General features: G+C 64.9%; 16 protein-coding genes. 11 read left to right on the top strand and 5 right to left on the bottom strand.

The annotated features are described in order from the left end of the window. Positions 1 to 64 precede the first annotated feature (64 nt). Positions 65 to 898 (bottom strand): cytochrome c oxidase subunit II, encoded by an 834-nt coding sequence (locus tag ACNJYD_RS23095; protein WP_439363392.1) that lies wholly within the window; start codon positions 896 to 898, stop codon positions 65 to 67. A 527-nt stretch (positions 899 to 1425) separates the two neighbouring features. Between ACNJYD_RS23095 and ACNJYD_RS23090 the strand changes: the two genes are divergently transcribed. Further along, a complete protein-coding gene (locus ACNJYD_RS23090; RefSeq protein ID WP_439363390.1) occupies positions 1426 to 2331 on the top strand; it encodes a DUF2189 domain-containing protein in 906 nt (301 codons plus the stop codon). Positions 2332 to 2383: 52 nt separating this feature from the next. On the opposite strand, the gene ACNJYD_RS23085 is transcribed toward ACNJYD_RS23090, so the two are convergent. Continuing rightward, complete coding sequence (locus ACNJYD_RS23085; RefSeq protein WP_439363388.1) at positions 2384 to 3556, bottom strand: DUF2865 domain-containing protein; 1173 nt, start codon at positions 3554 to 3556, stop codon at positions 2384 to 2386. 154 nt (positions 3557 to 3710) lie between these two features. Continuing rightward, positions 3711 to 4004, bottom strand: coding sequence for a hypothetical protein (locus ACNJYD_RS23080; RefSeq protein ID WP_172788088.1), 294 nt, complete (start codon positions 4002 to 4004; stop codon positions 3711 to 3713). Positions 4005 to 4294: 290 nt separating this feature from the next. Between ACNJYD_RS23080 and cysS the strand changes: the two genes are divergently transcribed. The 4 genes from cysS to ACNJYD_RS23060 all read left to right on the top strand — a co-directional run bounded on the left by cysS (position 4295) and on the right by ACNJYD_RS23060 (position 8421). Further along, on the top strand, positions 4295 to 5680 hold the full coding sequence (gene cysS, locus ACNJYD_RS23075; protein WP_439363386.1) for a cysteine--tRNA ligase: 1386 nt from the start codon (positions 4295 to 4297) through the stop codon (positions 5678 to 5680). Positions 5681 to 5795: 115 nt separating this feature from the next. Beyond that, positions 5796 to 6287, top strand: coding sequence for a GNAT family N-acetyltransferase (locus ACNJYD_RS23070; protein ID WP_212257360.1), 492 nt, complete (start codon positions 5796 to 5798; stop codon positions 6285 to 6287). Further along, positions 6284 to 7882 carry a citramalate synthase gene (gene cimA, locus ACNJYD_RS23065; RefSeq protein ID WP_439363384.1) on the top strand — a complete coding sequence of 533 codons (1599 nt, stop codon included), beginning with the start codon at positions 6284 to 6286 and terminating at the stop codon, positions 7880 to 7882. The genes ACNJYD_RS23070 and cimA overlap by 4 nt, the downstream gene beginning before the upstream one ends. A gap of 161 nt (positions 7883 to 8043) precedes the next feature. Then, positions 8044 to 8421: a VOC family protein gene (locus ACNJYD_RS23060; RefSeq protein ID WP_439363382.1), complete on the top strand. Its 378-nt coding sequence runs from the start codon at positions 8044 to 8046 to the stop codon at positions 8419 to 8421. Positions 8422 to 8424: 3 nt separating this feature from the next. Here the strand turns inward: ACNJYD_RS23060 and ACNJYD_RS23055 are convergent, their stop codons facing one another. Next, positions 8425 to 9030, bottom strand: a complete 606-nt coding sequence (locus tag ACNJYD_RS23055; RefSeq protein ID WP_439363380.1) for a TIGR00730 family Rossman fold protein — start codon at positions 9028 to 9030, stop codon at positions 8425 to 8427. A 201-nt stretch (positions 9031 to 9231) separates the two neighbouring features. Here ACNJYD_RS23055 and ACNJYD_RS23050 point away from each other — a divergent pair, with 201 nt between their 5' ends. From ACNJYD_RS23050 to ACNJYD_RS23035, 4 genes are all read left to right on the top strand, one after another. Continuing rightward, complete coding sequence (locus ACNJYD_RS23050) at positions 9232 to 11190, top strand: ABCB family ABC transporter ATP-binding protein/permease (protein WP_439363379.1); 1959 nt, start codon at positions 9232 to 9234, stop codon at positions 11188 to 11190. A 78-nt stretch (positions 11191 to 11268) separates the two neighbouring features. After that, positions 11269 to 11967 carry a phosphatidylserine decarboxylase gene (locus ACNJYD_RS23045; RefSeq protein WP_172788095.1) on the top strand — a complete coding sequence of 233 codons (699 nt, stop codon included), beginning with the start codon at positions 11269 to 11271 and terminating at the stop codon, positions 11965 to 11967. An 86-nt stretch (positions 11968 to 12053) separates the two neighbouring features. Next, positions 12054 to 12932, top strand: a complete 879-nt coding sequence (locus ACNJYD_RS23040) for a CDP-alcohol phosphatidyltransferase family protein (protein WP_172788096.1) — start codon at positions 12054 to 12056, stop codon at positions 12930 to 12932. Between the two features lie 213 nt (positions 12933 to 13145). Beyond that, positions 13146 to 13865: an RraA family protein gene (locus tag ACNJYD_RS23035; RefSeq protein WP_212257363.1), complete on the top strand. Its 720-nt coding sequence runs from the start codon at positions 13146 to 13148 to the stop codon at positions 13863 to 13865. 16 nt (positions 13866 to 13881) lie between these two features. Here the strand turns inward: ACNJYD_RS23035 and ACNJYD_RS23030 are convergent, their stop codons facing one another. Beyond that, the gene (locus ACNJYD_RS23030) at positions 13882 to 14199 is read right to left on the bottom strand and encodes a hypothetical protein (protein WP_246571313.1); all 318 of its coding nucleotides are present in this window, start codon (positions 14197 to 14199) and stop codon (positions 13882 to 13884) included. A 268-nt stretch (positions 14200 to 14467) separates the two neighbouring features. On the opposite strand from ACNJYD_RS23030, the gene ACNJYD_RS23025 reads away from it, so the two are divergent. Together ACNJYD_RS23025 and ACNJYD_RS23020 are read left to right on the top strand one after the other, a co-directional pair. Further along, the gene (locus ACNJYD_RS23025; RefSeq protein ID WP_172788099.1) at positions 14468 to 15241 is read left to right on the top strand and encodes a motility protein A; all 774 of its coding nucleotides are present in this window, start codon (positions 14468 to 14470) and stop codon (positions 15239 to 15241) included. A gap of 22 nt (positions 15242 to 15263) precedes the next feature. After that, positions 15264 to 16094, top strand: a complete 831-nt coding sequence (locus ACNJYD_RS23020) for an OmpA/MotB family protein (protein WP_212257364.1) — start codon at positions 15264 to 15266, stop codon at positions 16092 to 16094. The last annotated feature ends 3 nt before the right edge of the window (positions 16095 to 16097 follow it).

Here is a 16097-nt window from a genome sequence, read left to right as displayed (position 1 = left end):
GGTCGTTTCCATCGGGGGTGAGGCGTTGGCCTCTTGCGCCCGATCTATCTGCGGCGGCAGCTTGCTACTTGCCGCCGGATTGGTACGTCGCCTTCACGACGGCTTTCGCCGGCGATAACTCAGCGAACGTTTTTTGTTGCTCCAGCCAAGCGTGATATTCACCCTCTTCGTCGACGATGACCTTGGCCCGCATCTGATAATGAGCAGCGCCACAAAGCTCCGCACAGAGAACATCGAACGTTCCGGTTCGGATCGGCGTTATCCAGAAATAGGTCACCATGCCTGGAACCATGTCCATCTTGGCCCGGAATTCGGGCACGTAGAAATCGTGCAGGACATCAACCGAGCGGAGGAGAACCTTGACCGGCTTTCCGACTTGAAGGTGCAGGTCGCCGTTCTCGATCACGACATCGTCCTGCGCGTGCCGGTCGTCACGATTGAGGCCCATCGGATTGTCGGAAGCGATGTTGCGGACATCCGATGTGCCCAACTTCCCATCCTTGCCCGGAAGGCGGAAGCTCCACTGCCATTGCTGGCCCATGACCTCGATCTCGGTGGCATCCGCAGGCACCGTCACGAACTGGTGCCAGACCACGAGGCCAGGCGCCAGCATGGCCGCGACGCCGACGCCAGTCCCGACGCTCAGCCACCATTCGAGCCTTTTGTTTTCCGGATTGTAGTCAGCCCGTCTTCCCTCTCTGTGGTGAAAGCGGAAGACGCAGTAAGCCATGAAGGCGATCACGGCGACGAAAACAAAGCCCGTGATCCAGAATGTGATGTTGATGGTGTGGTCGATATAGGCCCAGTTCGTGGCGATCGGCGTCCACCACCACGGGCTGTAGATGTGAAACAGCACCGAGCCGATCGCGACCAGAAGCAGTATCAGTGCGACAGCCATCCTGATCCATCCTTGCCATCGAAGGCTACGGATACGAATCCAGGGCGGAGCTCATGTCTGTCGCGATGGCTGGCCTTTCTTGGCATATGCCATCGCCGGCCTCTTGCCTCGCCCATTCCACTGATCGCGAAATCAAGAGAACGCTCGCGACCATCAACTCTAAGGGCGTCTGCGTCTAAAATGATACCAGCCCAATCCGGCGTCAATAGAGCAATGTGGGTGTCCGAATTGGTGTGATCGCCGTGCTGGCAAACCACCCAAGAGCATGGGTGCGCATGTCTGGGTTTGGGTGATGCAGCGCACAAATCCGTGCTGGTGCGCAATTCACCCAACCGTGAGTGCAGCCGTGCTCCGCGCGCGCTAAGCTTGCCAGGCAGGTCGCGACGGGTTCCGTCCGGCCAGGCTCGGTTGCTGAACCTGGGTTGCCGTACCCGACCCATCGCGTTTCCTGCTCGTCAGGCGGACACGCGTGGCTGAAGAGCGCGTGTTGTCGAAAACCGCGATTTTCAGCACGGGAGGCTCCGTACATGGCCACTCTGTACTCCCACGACATCAGGCGGCACGCATTCGGCGAAGCGGCCTCCTATCCCATTCGCAAGATCAGCTTGTCCGACTTGACCGAGGCCCTGCGCCTGGGCTGGGACGATTTCCAGGCGATGCCGAGTCACGCGATCGTCGTGTGCCTGATTTATCCCGTTCTCGGTCTCGTCCTGTTCAGGATGGTGCTCGGCTATTCGGTGCTGCCGCTGCTGTTTCCGCTGGCCGCCGGCTTTGCCTTGATCGGTCCTTTTGCCGCGATCGGTCTCTACGAACTCAGCCGTCGTCGCGAGCGCGGCGAGGAGGTCGAAGCATGGGATGCGATCAAGGTGCTGCGCGCACCGTCGTTCGGCGCCATGATAGAACTCGGCGTGCTTCTGCTGGTGCTGTTCGGGGCCTGGATCGGTGTCGCGAACGCAATCTATGTCGCGATCTTCGGCCACGCTGCGGCCGCAAGCATTCCCGACTTCGCAACGCGCGTGCTGACGACACCGGAAGGCTGGTCGCTCATCATCGTCGGTTGCGGTGTCGGCTTCCTGTTTGCGGTTGTGGCATTGTGCGTCAGCGTCGTGTCATTTCCGTTGATGCTCGACCGCCATGCGACTGCGATCGACGCGATCCGCACGTCGCTCCGAGCGGTCGCGGCGAATCCGGTTGCGATGGCCGGATGGGGTCTCATCGTGGCGGCGCTGCTCGTGATCGGCTCGCTGCCGCTCTTCGTCGGTCTCGCCGTCGTTCTGCCGGTGCTCGGTCATGCCACCTGGCACCTCTATCGGCGGGTGGTCGAGCCCAATCCGAACCCACCGGACGCACCGCTGCCGCCGCCGAAGGGCAGGCGCTACGCAGCAGACTTTCCGGCCAATCTCTTCCCGTGGAGCCGCGAGGGTGAGCCTTAACAGCGGAACGGCTGCGCTGGGACGCCTGCGCGGAGCATGACAGAGTGACGGCCTACTTCTGCTGCTGCGGCAGGAAGGTCGGGCCGACCGAGCGGATCGGCTTGTTCTCTGAACCCGCCGCGGGCGTCCCGGCGTCCGCCGGCGGTGCCGCCGTGGCCGTCGTCGGAGGGGGCGCCGTGCCCTTCTTGGCATTGGCAGGCTGGGGCGCGCCCTTGTTGAGCCGCTGCTGCTGCATCTTCCTGGCACTTTCCTCGGTGACGATGATGTCGCCCTGCTGCTCGACGCTGGTCTTGTCGTCGGCGGATTTCAGCGCATCCGCCCAGGTCTGGCCTGCCGCCTTGCAGGAGCAGGACGGGTTGAACTCGCTGCGGAATTTGAATGCGGTCGGCAGCGCCGTGTAGGGCTGGCCGCCGATCGAGACCGCCGCGTTCATGTCCTCGCCGGGATTGCGATGGGTGTAGAGCACGGCTTCCGCGGCCGGACACAGCGCCTTGCAGGTCTTCTCGTCGTCGCCGAAGCGCGCCGGCACGGTGGCAAAGGAGATCGGGAAATAGGCGCCGTCGCAGGTGCGCACGCAGACGGTGCGGAAGGTGCCGGATTGCGGGCCGAGATCGGAGGGCGGCATGGCTTGCGGATTGTTCGGGTTGTTGCCGCCGAACAGATTGCTCAGGAAATTGCCGCCGCCTTGCGATTGCGCGGCGTTGGCATATTGCGGCCCGCAATTGTTCTGGGCCAGCGCCATCAGCACCGAGCGGCGCTGGTTATCGCGCTCCGGGCTGGCGCCGCTGCCGCCGCGCAGCCGCTCGAGATTGCCGGTGATCTGGTCCAGATTGGCGCGCATCTGCTGGATCTGGGTGTTGACCGGACCGCATTGCGCCTGCTGGCCACCGAACAGCGAGAAGAAGCCGGAGGAATCGCAGCCCATGCGCTTGGCTTGCATGGTGACGCGGTCGAGCTCGGCCTGCTGCTTGGCCTGGGAATCCTGATAGCGGCGGATCTGCTCCTCGCGCGCGGCATCACCCCCGCCGCCGCGATCGAGCGCGGCGAGCTGGGCCTCCAGGCGCACGCACATCGGATTGGGTCCGAGCCCGTTCTGGCCCGGCTGGGGCGGCGGGCCGGCCTGCGCGAATGCGCCATTGGCGAGCACGACGGTGCCGAGGAGCACGGTGCAGGCAAGGAGGGAACGGGCACGGAAGAGAGAGAGGAATTCAGGCATATCCGCCATTCTAGCGAGGTCACGGCCCAGCGTGATCGTCCAAGTGACTTCCCAAGTGAGTTGGGGGCCGAAGCGCGCCCTCCCAATAGCCGCTTCCTGCGGCATCGTCACGTCGTTTCAGGGGCCGAAGACTGGTCCTAAGGTCCGCCAGCTCCGAGCGAATTCAGCGCTGGCAGGTGATTGCGACATATTCGTCGCAATGGCCATGGGAGCAGTTTGTGCCGGTTTTGGGGACGGAGCCGGTAATTTCGTCGGGGTCGACCCGGCGATAGCTTGATGCCTTTGCAAAATCTCGTGACTGGCAATAGGTCCGCGCGGCGGAGGCGCCGCATGTGTCGCCCTTGGTGTCGCTCTTGGCCAGGCACTGGTCGGCGATGATGAAGACGCGGCTCTCGGCCCACGCCTGAGGTGCTGCAAGGAGCGAGGCGCCAAAAATGAGCGCGAGCAGGGATCGCATGAAAATACCGGGGGCAAAAAATCAGGGAACCGCAGGTTCCAGAATGGGCTCAAATGGTTAGGGGATCATGAACCCTGAAGGCCGGCCGCGCCCTTTGCGGAGGCAAAAACGGCATTTTCGCGGCCCTTGACGCCGGGGCCCGTGGTGGCCCATATGTGGCCGCATGAACGGTCTCCTCGCCATTTGCGCCATTTGCCGCGAGATTACGAGCTAGCGATTCGCTGGCTGGAGCCGTCTTTTCTCAAACACATTGAGAGCCTTGGACGCCCGGCCGAGAGGGATGGGTTGTCATGGAATTGCGTCTTTACGATACGTTGAGCCGGGAAAAGCGCACCTTCGTGCCGCTCGATCCGAACAACGTCCGCATGTATGTCTGCGGACCGACGGTCTACGACTTCGCCCACATCGGCAATGCCCGGCCGGTGATCGTGTTCGACGTGCTGTTTCGCCTACTGCGCCACCTCTATGGCGAGGCGCATGTCAAATATGTCCGCAACATCACCGACGTCGACGACAAGATCAACGACCGCGCCGCGCGCGATTTTCCCGGCCTGCCGCTGAACGAGGCGATCCGCAAGGTCACCGAGCAGACCGGCAAGCAGTTTCACGCCGACGTCGACGCGCTGGGCGCGCTGCGGCCGAGCGTCGAGCCGCGCGCGACCGAGCATATCGGCGAGATGTGCGAGATCATCGAGCGGCTGGTCGCCGGAGGCTTTGCCTATGTCGCCGAGGACCACGTGCTGTTCTCGCCGCAGGCGATGAATGCGGCCAATTCCGCGCTGCCGCGCTATGGCGCGTTGTCGAAGCGCTCGCTCGACGAGATGATCGCGGGCGCGCGGGTCGATGTTGCGCCCTACAAGCGGGATGCGACCGACTTCGTGCTGTGGAAGCCGTCCAAGCCGGGCGAGCCGTCCTGGCCGTCGCCATCCGGCATCAGGGTGGAGGGGCGTCCGGGCTGGCACATCGAGTGCTCGGCGATGGCCTGGAAGCATCTCGGCGAGCACTTCGACATCCACGGCGGCGGCATTGATCTCGTGTTTCCCCATCACGAGAACGAGGTCGCGCAGACCTGCTGCGCGTTCCACCGCGAGCGCATGGCGAACTATTGGATGCACAACGGCTTCCTGCAGGTCGAGAGTGAGAAGATGTCGAAGAGCCTCGGCAACTTCATCACCATCCACGAGCTGCTTGGGGATTGGCCGGGCGAGGTGCTGCGCCTCAACATGCTCAAGACGCACTATCACTCGCCGATCGACTGGACCATGAAGTCGCTGGAGGAGAGCGCCAGGACGCTCGACGACTGGTATCGTGTCGCGGCGGCCGACGTCGCGCCCGGCGAGCCGGCTGCATCGGTGGTCGAACCACTGCTCGACGACCTCAACACGCCGCAGGCGATCGCGGCGCTGCACGGCCTGCGCGGCAACGACATCGCCGGTCTTGCGGGCTCGTTGCGGCTGCTCGGATTCCTGTCCGAGAGTGCGGCGCAGTGGGAAGGACGCAAGCAGCAGGCGAGCGGGGTCGATGCCAAGGAGGTCGAGCGCCTGCTCGCGGAGCGGACAGCCGCCCGTAGCCGGAAAGATTTCAAGGAGTCCGACCGCATCCGCGATCTGCTCGCCGCGATGGGCGTTGCGATCAAGGATTCCAGGGATGGCACGACTTGGGAGATCGCGCGATGAAGCGGCCCGACACGCCGTTTCCGCGGCACTGGCTCTATTACATCGCGCTGAAGATCGCGCTGCTCGCCGGCGCGGTGGCGATCGCGCTCAAGCTCTATGGGATGTGGTGAGGACGATGGGACAGACTTTGCCAAAGCCCGCATTGAGGCCTTTCCTCCCGGCGGATGTGCCGATCCTCGCCGCGATCTTCGCCGCCAGCATCGAGGAATTGACCGGCGACGACTATAGCGAGGCGCAGCAGGAAGCCTGGATGGCGGCGGCCGAGGACGAGGAGTTTGGCAAGCGGCTCGCGTCCGACCTGACGCTGATCGCAACGCTGGAAGGCTCGCCCGTCGGCTTCGCCTCACTGCGCGGCAACGATCATATCCGCATGCTCTATGTGCATCCGGCCGTGGCCGGGCAGGGCATCGCGACCATGCTGGTCGACGCGCTGGAGAAGCTCGCCGGCGGCCGCGGCGCCAAGAGTCTCTCGGTCGACGCCAGCGACACCGCGGAGGGCTTCTTCGCCAAGCGCGGCTACACCGCCCAGCAGCGCAACAGCGTCACTGTGAATGACGAGTGGCTCGCCAACACCACCATGAAAAAGACGCTCGGAGCGGGGCAATGAGCAAGGAGCGTCTCTATCTGTTCGACACCACGCTGCGCGATGGGGCGCAGACCAACGGCGTCGACTTCACGCTGGCCGACAAGCAGGTCATCGCGGCGATGCTCGACGATCTCGGCATCGATTATGTCGAGGGCGGCTATCCCGGCGCCAATCCGCTCGACAGCGAATTCTTCGCGACCAAACCCAAGCTCAATCATGCGCGCTTCACCGCGTTCGGCATGACGCGCCGGGCAGGGCGGTCGGTGTCCAACGATCCGGGCGTCGCAGGCCTTTTGGAAGCGAAGGCGGATGCAATCTGCTTCGTGGCGAAGTCGTCGGCCTATCAGGTGCGCGTCGCGTTGGAGACCACGAAGGAAGAGAACCTCGCCTCGATCCGCGACAGCGTCGCGGCGGCAAAGGCGGCCGGCCGCGAGGTGATGCTCGATTGCGAGCATTTCTTCGACGGCTACAAGGAAGACGCGGCCTTCGCGCTTGCCTGCGCCAAGGCCGCCTATGAGGCCGGCGCGCGCTGGGTGGTGCTGTGCGACACCAATGGCGGCACCATGCCCGATGAGGTCGAAGCCATCGTCAGAGACGTGACCAGGCACATCCCCGGCGATCACGTCGGCATCCACGCCCATAACGACACCGAGCAGGCGGTGGCCAATTCGCTCGCGGCGGTGCGTGCCGGCGCGCGGCAGATCCAGGGCACGCTGAACGGCCTCGGCGAGCGCTGCGGCAACGCCAATCTCTGCTCGCTGATCCCGACGCTGAAGCTGAAAGCGGGGTTTGCCGAGGCTTTCGAGATCGGCGTCACCACGGGGAAGCTAGCGACGCTCGTCAAGGTGTCGCGCACGCTCGACGACATGCTCAACCGCGTGCCGAACCGGCATGCGGCTTATGTCGGCGAGAGCGCCTTCGTCACCAAGACCGGCATCCATGCCTCCGCCGTGCTGAAGGATCCGCAGACCTACGAGCATGTCTTGCCGGAGCTGGTCGGCAATCACCGCAAGGTGCTGGTGTCCGATCAGGCCGGGCGCTCCAATGTCATCGCCGAGCTCGACCGCGCCGGTATCTCTTATGAAAAGAGCGATCCGAAGCTGACGCGTCTCGTCGAAGAACTGAAAGAGCGCGAGGCGGCCGGCTATGCCTACGAATCCGCCAACGCCTCGTTCGAGCTCCTGGCGCGCCGCACGCTCGGCAAGGTGCCGCATTATTTCGAGGTCGAGCAGTTCGACGTCAACGTCGAGCAGCGCTACAACGCGCTCGGCGAGCGCGTCACGGTGGCGCTCGCGGTGGTCAAGGTCGACGTCGCCGGCGAGCATCTGATCTCGGCCGCCGAAGGCAACGGTCCCGTCAACGCGCTCGACGTCGCGCTGCGCAAGGACCTCGGCAAGTACCAGAAATTCATCGAGGGCCTGACGCTGATCGACTATCGCGTCCGTATCCTCAATGGCGGCACCGGCGCGGTCACGCGCGTGCTGATCGAGAGCGAGGACGAGAACGGCGATCGCTGGACCACGGTCGGCGTGTCCCCGAACATCATCGACGCCTCGTTCCAGGCGTTGATGGATTCGGTGATCTACAAGCTGGTGAAGTCGGGGGCGCCGGCTTAGACGGGCGCGACCACAAACACCGTCATTGCGAGGAGCGAAGCGACGAAGCAATCCAGACTGCCTCCGCGGAAAGATTCTGGATTGCTTCGCTTCCGCCGTCGCTCTTCGAGCTATGGCGGACAAGTCGCTCGCAATGACGAGGAGAGAGGGGAGCGCGACCAATGATCGATCACATCTCCGTCGGCGTCAGCGATCTCGATCGCGCCGCGAAATTCTACGAGGCGACGCTCGCCGCACTCGGCCTCACGCGCCTCGTCACGCGGCCGCGGACGGTCGGGTTCGGCAAGACCTATCCGGAGTTCTGGATCAATCTGCGCGAGGGCATGCCGCCTGTCGCGCCGGAGAGCGGCGTGCATATCTGCCTGCGGGCGAAAACCACGGCCGAGGTCGATGCGTTTCACGCAGCGGCGCTGTCCGCTGGCGGCGCCTCCGACGGCGCACCGGGCATCCGCCCGCACGATCGTGTGCGCTATTACGCCGCCTTCGTCACCGATCCCGACGGCAACCGGATCGAGGCGGTGACGTTCCCGGCAGAGTAGGCGTTACAACTTACGCGCCACTTCCGGCGCGAGATCGCGCTGGCTGTCGGGAATCTGCGCAGCTGCAGAGCGCAGCCGCGGGATGATCTCCTCGACCTTGTCCGCCTTGAGGATGTCGACCGAAAGGCCGGCGCGGATGAACTCGGTCTGGCGCATGTGGTACACCAGCGAGAACAGCGGCTCCCAGAAATTATCGATGTTGGCGAGCAGCACGGGCTTGGCGTGACGGCCGAGTTGCTGCCAGGTCAGCTGCTCCACCAGCTCCTCGAGCGTGCCGAGCCCGCCGGGCAGGGCCACGAAGGCGTCGGAGCGCTCGAACATCAGCCGCTTGCGCTCGTGCATGTCGGGCGTGACGACCATCTCCTGCACGCGCGTCAGGGCGTTCTCGCGCATCCGCAGGAAGTCGGGGATGATGCCGGTGACCATGCCGCCGTGATCGAGCACGGAGGTTGCGACCGCCCCCATCAGGCCGAGCGAGCCGCCGCCATAAACGAGGCGGATCTTGCTTTCCGCCAGCGCTCTGCCTAGCGCCTTCGCCGCTGCGATGAAGTTGGGATTTGTTCCAGGGCCGGAGCCGCAATAGACACAGACGGTTTTGATCGTGCTCATTGGTGCCATGATGCATTGCAGCGAAGTGGCGTCAAGCCCAAACGGTGATTCGGTGCTTCCGGGAATTTACCGGTAAATCGCGACAAACGATCCAGGATTCGCCATCTGGCGGGGTGCGCGGGCATCGGGAAGGCTCTATATGACGGGCGAAAATCGTTAATCGCAGTTGCGCCCGCATCCGGCGGGCTTTCAGGTTTCTTGATGGACCAACCTCAATCGTTCGACGGCGCCGACGTTCCTGATCCTGCCGCGGCAGGACCGCAGGCTGGGGCCACGCTGATGGGCACGCTCGCGCATCTGTGGCCCTATATCTGGCCGGGCGACCGCTTCGACCTGAAGATGCGGGTGGTCTGGTCGCTGGTGCTGCTGCTCGCCGCCAAGCTGATCACGCTCGCGGTGCCGTTCAGCTTCAAATGGGCGACGGATGCGCTGACGGGCGCCAACACCGCGCCGGTCGCGCCCGACAATTGGCATCTCTGGGTGATCGCCTCGCCTTTCCTGCTGACCGCGAGCTACGGGGTGATGCGCATCCTGATGGCGGTGCTGACGCAATGGCGCGACGGCATCTTCGCCCGCGTCGCCATGCATGCGGTGCGCAAGCTCGCGACCCTCACCTTCATCCACATGCACGAGCTGTCGCTGCGCTTCCACCTCGAGCGCAAGACCGGCGGTTTGACGCGCGTGCTCGAGCGCGGCCGCGAGGGCATCGAGGTCATCGTGCGCATGGTGATCCTGCAGCTGATCCCGACCATCGTCGAGGTCTCGCTGCTGCTGGCGGTGCTGCTCTGGCAATTCGACTGGCGTTACGTGGTCGCGACCCTGATCACGGTCACGCTCTACATGTACTACACCTATATCGCGACCGAGTGGCGGATCGGCATCCGCCGCAAGATGAACGATTCCGACACCGAGGCGAATACCAAGGCGATCGACTCGCTGCTCAACTACGAGACGGTGAAGTATTTCGGCGCCGAAGCGCGCGAGGCGCAGCGCTACGACAAATCGGTCGAACGCTACGAGGAGGCGAGCGTCCGCACCTATACGTCTCTCGCCGTGCTCAATACCGGACAAGCCGTGATCTTCACGCTTGGCCTGACCGCAACCATGCTGATGTGCGCGATCGGCGTGCGCAACGGCACCAACACGGTCGGCGATTTCGTGCTGGTCAATGCCATGATGATCCAGCTCTACCAGCCGCTGAACTTCATGGGCATGGTCTATCGCGAGATCAAGCAGGCGATCATCGACATCGAGAAGATGTTCGGCGTGCTGGGCCGCGAGGCCGAGATCAAGGATGCGCCTGGCGCGAAGCCGCTGGTCATCTCCGCCGGCACGGTGCGCTTCGAGGACGTGCGCTTTGCCTATGAGCCGACGCGCCCGATCCTGAGGGGCATCAGCTTCGAGGTGCCGGCCGGCAAGACCGTTGCCATCGTCGGCCCCTCCGGCGCCGGCAAGTCGACCATCTCGCGGCTGCTGTTTCGCCTCTATGACATTTCCGGCGGGAGGATCCTAATCGACGGCCAGGACATCCGCGAGGTCACGCAGGCCAGCTTGCGCGCATCGATCGGCATGGTGCCGCAGGACACGGTGCTGTTCAACGATACCATCCGCTACAACATCCGCTATGGCCGCTGGGACGCCGGCGATGCCGAAGTCGAGGAGGCCGCCCGGCTGGCGCAGATCGACCACTTCATCCGCATGGCGCCGAAGGGCTACGAGACCCAGGTCGGCGAGCGCGGCCTGAAATTGTCGGGCGGCGAGAAGCAGCGCGTGGCGATCGCACGCACGGTGCTCAAGGCGCCGCCGATCCTGGTGCTGGACGAGGCGACCTCGGCGCTCGACACCCACACCGAGCACGAGATCCAGGGGGCGCTCGACCGCGTGGCCAAGAACCGCACCTCGCTGGTGATCGCGCATCGGCTTTCCACCATCGTCGGCGCCGACGAAATCATCGTGCTGGACCAGGGACGCATCGCCGAGCGCGGCACTCACGCGAGCCTGCTCGCGCAGGGCGGGCTCTATGCCAGCATGTGGAACAGGCAGCGCGAGGCCGAGGCGGCCCGCGAGAAACTGGCCAAGATGGCCGACACCAATGCCGCGCCCAACCGGGAGCCGCCGCCGGTCGACGACATCCTGACGACGCCCGCTGCGGCGGAGTGACCTTGTCTCCGGTCCCAAGTCTGGCCTAAACAAGCCCGCGCAACGACCCGTGCCATCAACCCCGAACGGCAGATAGCGATGTCCATTCTCGATTCGATCCAGCGTCAGATCCCGCCGATCCACAAGGAGGGCTATCCCTTCATCGGCGGCTTTGCGGTGGCGAGCCTGATCCTGTTCTGGCTGTGGTCGCCGCTGGGGTGGATCGGCACGGTCCTGACCGTGTGGTGCGCGCTGTTCTTCCGCGATCCCGTCCGTGTGACGCCGGTGCGCGAGGGTCTCGTGGTGTCGCCGGCCGACGGGCGCGTCTCGATGATCACCATGGCACTGCCCCCGGCCGAGCTCGGGCTCGGCGACCGGCCGCTGCCGCGCGTCTCGATCTTCATGAGCGTGTTCAATTGCCATGTGAACCGGGCGCCAGTGGCGGGCAGGGTGGACCGCATCGCCTATCGGCCCGGCCTCTTCATCAACGCCGAGCTCGACAAGGCGAGCGAGGACAACGAGCGCAACTCGCTGGTGATCACGACGCCGACGTCCCGGATCGGGGTGGTCCAGATCGCCGGCCTCGTCGCCAAGCGCATCGTCTGCTTCGTCAGGGAGGGGCAGGCGATCGGCGCCGGCGAGCGCTTCGGCCTGATCCGCTTCGGCTCCCGCCTCGATGTCTACCTGCCCGTGGGCACCAAGGCGCTGGTCTCGGAAGGGCAGACCGCGATCGCCGGAGAGACGATCCTGGCCGACCTTGCCGGCGACGACCCGGGCCGCGCGTTCCGCGCCAATTAACCAATAGTCGGTGCTTGCAGGCCTTCCGCCGCAATGGCGGAGGGCGGCTTGGCTTGCTATATCTCGCCTCGAGATAAGGACGAGCCATGACGCCTTACGACTCTAGGGATCCCGACGTCCGCCGCCGGCGGTTCCGCCCCATTCCGGTGCGGATGCTGGTGCCCAACGTCATCACGCTGCTGGCGATCTGCGCCGGCCTGACCTCGATCCGCCTGTCGATCGAAGGGCGGATGTCGCTCGCCGTCTACGCCATCGTGTTCGCGGCCGCGCTCGACGGCATCGACGGCCGCATCGCGCGCATGATCAAGGGGCAGTCCAAGTTCGGCGCCGAGCTCGACAGCCTCGCCGACTTCGTCAATTTCGGCGTGGCGCCCGGCCTGATGCTGTATTTCTGGCAGCTGCACGAGCTCGGCAATGCCGGCTGGATCGCCGCCATGGTGTTCGCGATCTCCGGCGGCCTGCGGCTCGCCCGCTTCAACGCCACCATGGACGATCCGAACAAGCCGGCCTTCGCCGCCAATTTCTTCACCGGCGTGCCGGCGCCCGCCGGCGCGATCACCGTGCTGCTGCCGATCTATGTCGCATTCCTCGATCTCGGCCGCACGCCTGCGGCGGTGACCGCGGCCTACACGCTTCTGATCGCGTTCCTGATGGTGTCGCGCCTGCCGGTGTTCTCCGGCAAGACCAAGCGCATGCGCGTGCCGCCGGAGCTGGTGCTGCCGGCCTTCGTCGCCGTAATCGTCTTCATCGCGCTCCTGATCGCCTATCCCTGGCACGTGCTGTCGATCGGCACGGTGCTGTACCTTCTCGCGCTGCCGCTCGGCTACAAATCCTATCGCGACCAGGCGCGCGCGGTGGAAGCCACCGCGCCGGCGGGAGGCGAGGTCCCGTCACCGCCGTCGGCACCGACGCTGGCGAATTTGTCGGAGCCGCCCCAGGACGACAGGCCCGGGCGGCTGCACTAAAGCGCGATGGGATTCCTCGCGCTTTAGGTTGTTGTTTGAGCATGATCTTTTCGGAAAACCGCTACACACTTTTCCGGATCATGCTCTAACGGCCGCACGCGGATATCTGCCATGAGGCCTGCCTGAGTTGGGTCGAGGCCCGATCTCGGCTATATCGCCCCTTGTGCCGGCGGCATCGCGCTATCAACCGCCGCCAATCTGGGAGAGAACGCCGTGACCAATTCCGCGACCGGGCCGCTGCCCGCTTCCGTCCTCGAAGCGCTGGGCCGCTACGACACGCCGACGATCTGCAATGCCATGGAGATCGTGGCGCCCGAGCGGCGGCTGATCGGCTACACCACCAAGCAACTGGTCTGCCCGTTCCCCGACCTGCCGCCGATCGTCGGCTATGCCCGCACGGTGGCGATCCGCTCGGTGCTGAAATCATCGCTTCCGGCCGAGGAGCAGTCCAGGCGCCGCATCGAATATTACGAATATGTCGGCACCGGCCATGGCCCGCGCATCTCGGTGATCCAGGACATCGACGGACCCGACGTCGGCTATGGCGCGTTCTGGGGCGAGGTGCAGAGCAACGTCCACAAGGCGCTCGGCTGCCTCGGCGTGATCACCGACGGCTCGATCCGCGACATCCCGCAATGGGCGCCCGGCTTCCAGGCGCTGGCTGGCTCGATCGGCCCGTCGCACGCCTGGGTGCACGCGGAAAGCTTCGGCGGCGAGGTGCGCGTCGCCGGCATGACCGTGAAGTCGGACGATCTCATCCACGCCGACCGCCATGGCGCCATCGTGATCCCGCTCGACGTTGCCGCAAAGCTGCCGGAGGCCGCCGAGCTCTGCGGCCGCCGCGAGACGCCGATCCTGGAGATCGCCCGCAGTCCGGATTTCTCGCTCGAGAAGCTGAAGGCGGCGCTGAAGCGCTCGGCGGAGATCCATTGACGGCCAATGGGGCGATCTACGGCCGCGAATCCGGCCGTAGATCGCCTTGCTCGGTCAGAAACAAGGCGGCCTGATCGGGCTCGCCGAGCACGGCGGCGGCGCATCCGATCAGGGTGAAGCCGCCGGCAAAATCCCACATTGTTAGGTCGTCTGCGCTGTCGGGGCTGTGCATCAACCGTGCTGCGATCACGGCGAAGGCGGCCTCGACGAAGAGCAGCACGCTGAACGCCGGAAGCACGAGCTCCGGCTCGAGCAGGTGGAACGCCAGCGCCGCGGGCAGCGCCGTGAGAAGACTGAACAGCGTCAACATTGCGATGGCTCCACGATCGGCCATGTCGCAACGCCAGCAAACACCAGCTGATCCCCGACCACGATGTGGCGGAGGGCCGCAGCCGATGTGACGTCGTGGCGCGGCTCCTTATGGTTAGCGAAATGTTGAAATTCCTATCGCTGGACGGCAATTGCGGCGGCGGGCGGCACGCGGTCCAGACTTAACCTTTACGCGGCTTTAAGGGCGGCGCTCTAGGGTTTCCGATGCGGTTCGGGGTTGGGCCGCGCCAGCGGCCAGGACGGCCGTTGTTGCGTACGCGTCGGAGTTTCCCATGGATATCATGACGAGCGTCGGGCTCATTGCGGGCACCATCGTCATCGTGGCGATGATCTTCATGGGCGGCGATCTTCACATGTTCATCTCCGAACATGCGATGATCATCATCTTCGGCGGCTCGATCTCCGCCACCATGATCCGGTTTCCGCTTTCGGCGCTCCTGCACGGCCTTCCGCTCGGCGCCAAGTTCGCCTTCACCATGAGCCGGCTGTCGGCGCACGACCTCGTCGACGAGCTCGCCCGCATCGCCGAGATCGCCCGCAAGCAGGGCCCGGTCGGACTGGAAAAGGTCGAGACCGACGAGCCCTTCCTCGCCAAGGGCATCCGCTACGTCGCCGACGGCTACGACCTCGACTTCATCCGCGACAATCTCGAGCGCGACCGCGACAACTTCCTCATGCATCTCGACGAGGGCAGCAAGATCTACCGCGCCATCGGCGATTGCGCTCCGGCGTTCGGCATGATCGGCACCTTGATCGGCATGGTGCAGATGTTCGCCAACATGACCGATCCTTCCAAGCTCGGCCCGTTCATGGCGACCGCGCTGCTCGCCACCCTTTACGGCGCGCTGGTCGCGAACCTGTTCTGCCTGCCGATCGCCGACAAGCTGCACGGCAAGCTGCTGGACGAGGAGACCAACCGCACTCTGATCATCGACGGCATCCTGATGATCCGCGACTCCAAGAGCCCGACGCTCGTGCGCGAAATGCTGCTGGCCTATCTGCCGGAGAAGCATCGTCACGCCGATGGCGAGCCGGTGCCGGCGTAAGCCGCCCGCCGGGATTTGAGACATGGCCAAGAAGAAACGCGGCGATGCGCATGGAGGCGGTCACGGCTGGTTCGTGACCTTCGCCGATCTGATGGGCCTGATGATGAGCTTCTTCGTGATGCTCGTCGCGTTCTCGACGCAGGACGCCAACAAGCTGAAGATCGTCGCCGGCTCGATGCGCGACGCCTTCGGCGTGCAGAGCGAGGCGCGCTACGCCGGTATCGTCGAGTCCGACGGCCTGCCGACCCGTCCGCGGCTGAAGAACGTCGATCACATCCAGCCCGAGGACGCCTCCAATACGCCGACGCCGGACCAGGAAGACCGCGACAAGACGTCCGGCGCGAAGATCAAGGTTGATCGCAATTTCGCGCTCGCGGCAGCCTCGCTGCGCCAGGCGCTGCAGGACATGCCGGAGCTGACCGAGATGTCCAAGCACATCATGTTCGAGGAGACCAAGCAGGGCCTCAACCTGGAGATCGTCGACCAGGACGGCCGCTCGATGTTCGCCGACGGCTCCAAGGTGCCCTACGACCGCACCCGCCGCCTGATCGAGAAGCTCGCGGTCCCGCTCAAGGCGACGCCGCTGCGCGTTTCCATCGCCGGCCACACCGCGGCGGGGTTCGTGCCGACCCGCAGCGACTACGGCGCCTTCGATCTGTCGGCCGACCGTGCCAATGCGGTGCGTCAGATCCTCGAACGCCAGGGCCTGCCGCCGTCGCACATCTTCGCCGTCTCCGGCAAGGCCGATACCCAGCCGCTGTTTCCGGACGATCCCTCGCTCGCCGCGAACCGGCGGGTGACCATCACCCTGATGCGCGAAGATCCGCCGCTGCCGCCGAATCTGAAGCCGTAACCC

This window comes from Bradyrhizobium sp. SPXBL-02 (genome assembly GCF_051853065.1).
Taxonomy (GTDB): domain Bacteria; phylum Pseudomonadota; class Alphaproteobacteria; order Rhizobiales; family Xanthobacteraceae; genus Bradyrhizobium.
This window is presented reverse-complemented; position numbering and strand designations above follow the sequence as displayed.

Coding starts and splice junctions, on each gene's coding strand:
- ACNJYD_RS23095 (WP_439363392.1), bottom strand. CDS start 898: ATGGCTGTCGCACTGATACTGCTTCTGGTCGCGATCGGCTCGGTGCTG.
- ACNJYD_RS23090 (WP_439363390.1), top strand. CDS start 1,426: ATGGCCACTCTGTACTCCCACGACATCAGGCGGCACGCATTCGGCGAA.
- ACNJYD_RS23085 (WP_439363388.1), bottom strand. CDS start 3,556: ATGGCGGATATGCCTGAATTCCTCTCTCTCTTCCGTGCCCGTTCCCTC.
- ACNJYD_RS23080 (WP_172788088.1), bottom strand. CDS start 4,004: ATGCGATCCCTGCTCGCGCTCATTTTTGGCGCCTCGCTCCTTGCAGCA.
- cysS (WP_439363386.1), top strand. CDS start 4,295: ATGGAATTGCGTCTTTACGATACGTTGAGCCGGGAAAAGCGCACCTTC.
- ACNJYD_RS23070 (WP_212257360.1), top strand. CDS start 5,796: ATGGGACAGACTTTGCCAAAGCCCGCATTGAGGCCTTTCCTCCCGGCG.
- cimA (WP_439363384.1), top strand. CDS start 6,284: ATGAGCAAGGAGCGTCTCTATCTGTTCGACACCACGCTGCGCGATGGG.
- ACNJYD_RS23060 (WP_439363382.1), top strand. CDS start 8,044: ATGATCGATCACATCTCCGTCGGCGTCAGCGATCTCGATCGCGCCGCG.
- ACNJYD_RS23055 (WP_439363380.1), bottom strand. CDS start 9,030: ATGAGCACGATCAAAACCGTCTGTGTCTATTGCGGCTCCGGCCCTGGA.
- ACNJYD_RS23050 (WP_439363379.1), top strand. CDS start 9,232: ATGGACCAACCTCAATCGTTCGACGGCGCCGACGTTCCTGATCCTGCC.
- ACNJYD_RS23045 (WP_172788095.1), top strand. CDS start 11,269: ATGTCCATTCTCGATTCGATCCAGCGTCAGATCCCGCCGATCCACAAG.
- ACNJYD_RS23040 (WP_172788096.1), top strand. CDS start 12,054: ATGACGCCTTACGACTCTAGGGATCCCGACGTCCGCCGCCGGCGGTTC.
- ACNJYD_RS23030 (WP_246571313.1), bottom strand. CDS start 14,199: ATGGCCGATCGTGGAGCCATCGCAATGTTGACGCTGTTCAGTCTTCTC.
- ACNJYD_RS23025 (WP_172788099.1), top strand. CDS start 14,468: ATGGATATCATGACGAGCGTCGGGCTCATTGCGGGCACCATCGTCATC.
- ACNJYD_RS23020 (WP_212257364.1), top strand. CDS start 15,264: ATGGCCAAGAAGAAACGCGGCGATGCGCATGGAGGCGGTCACGGCTGG.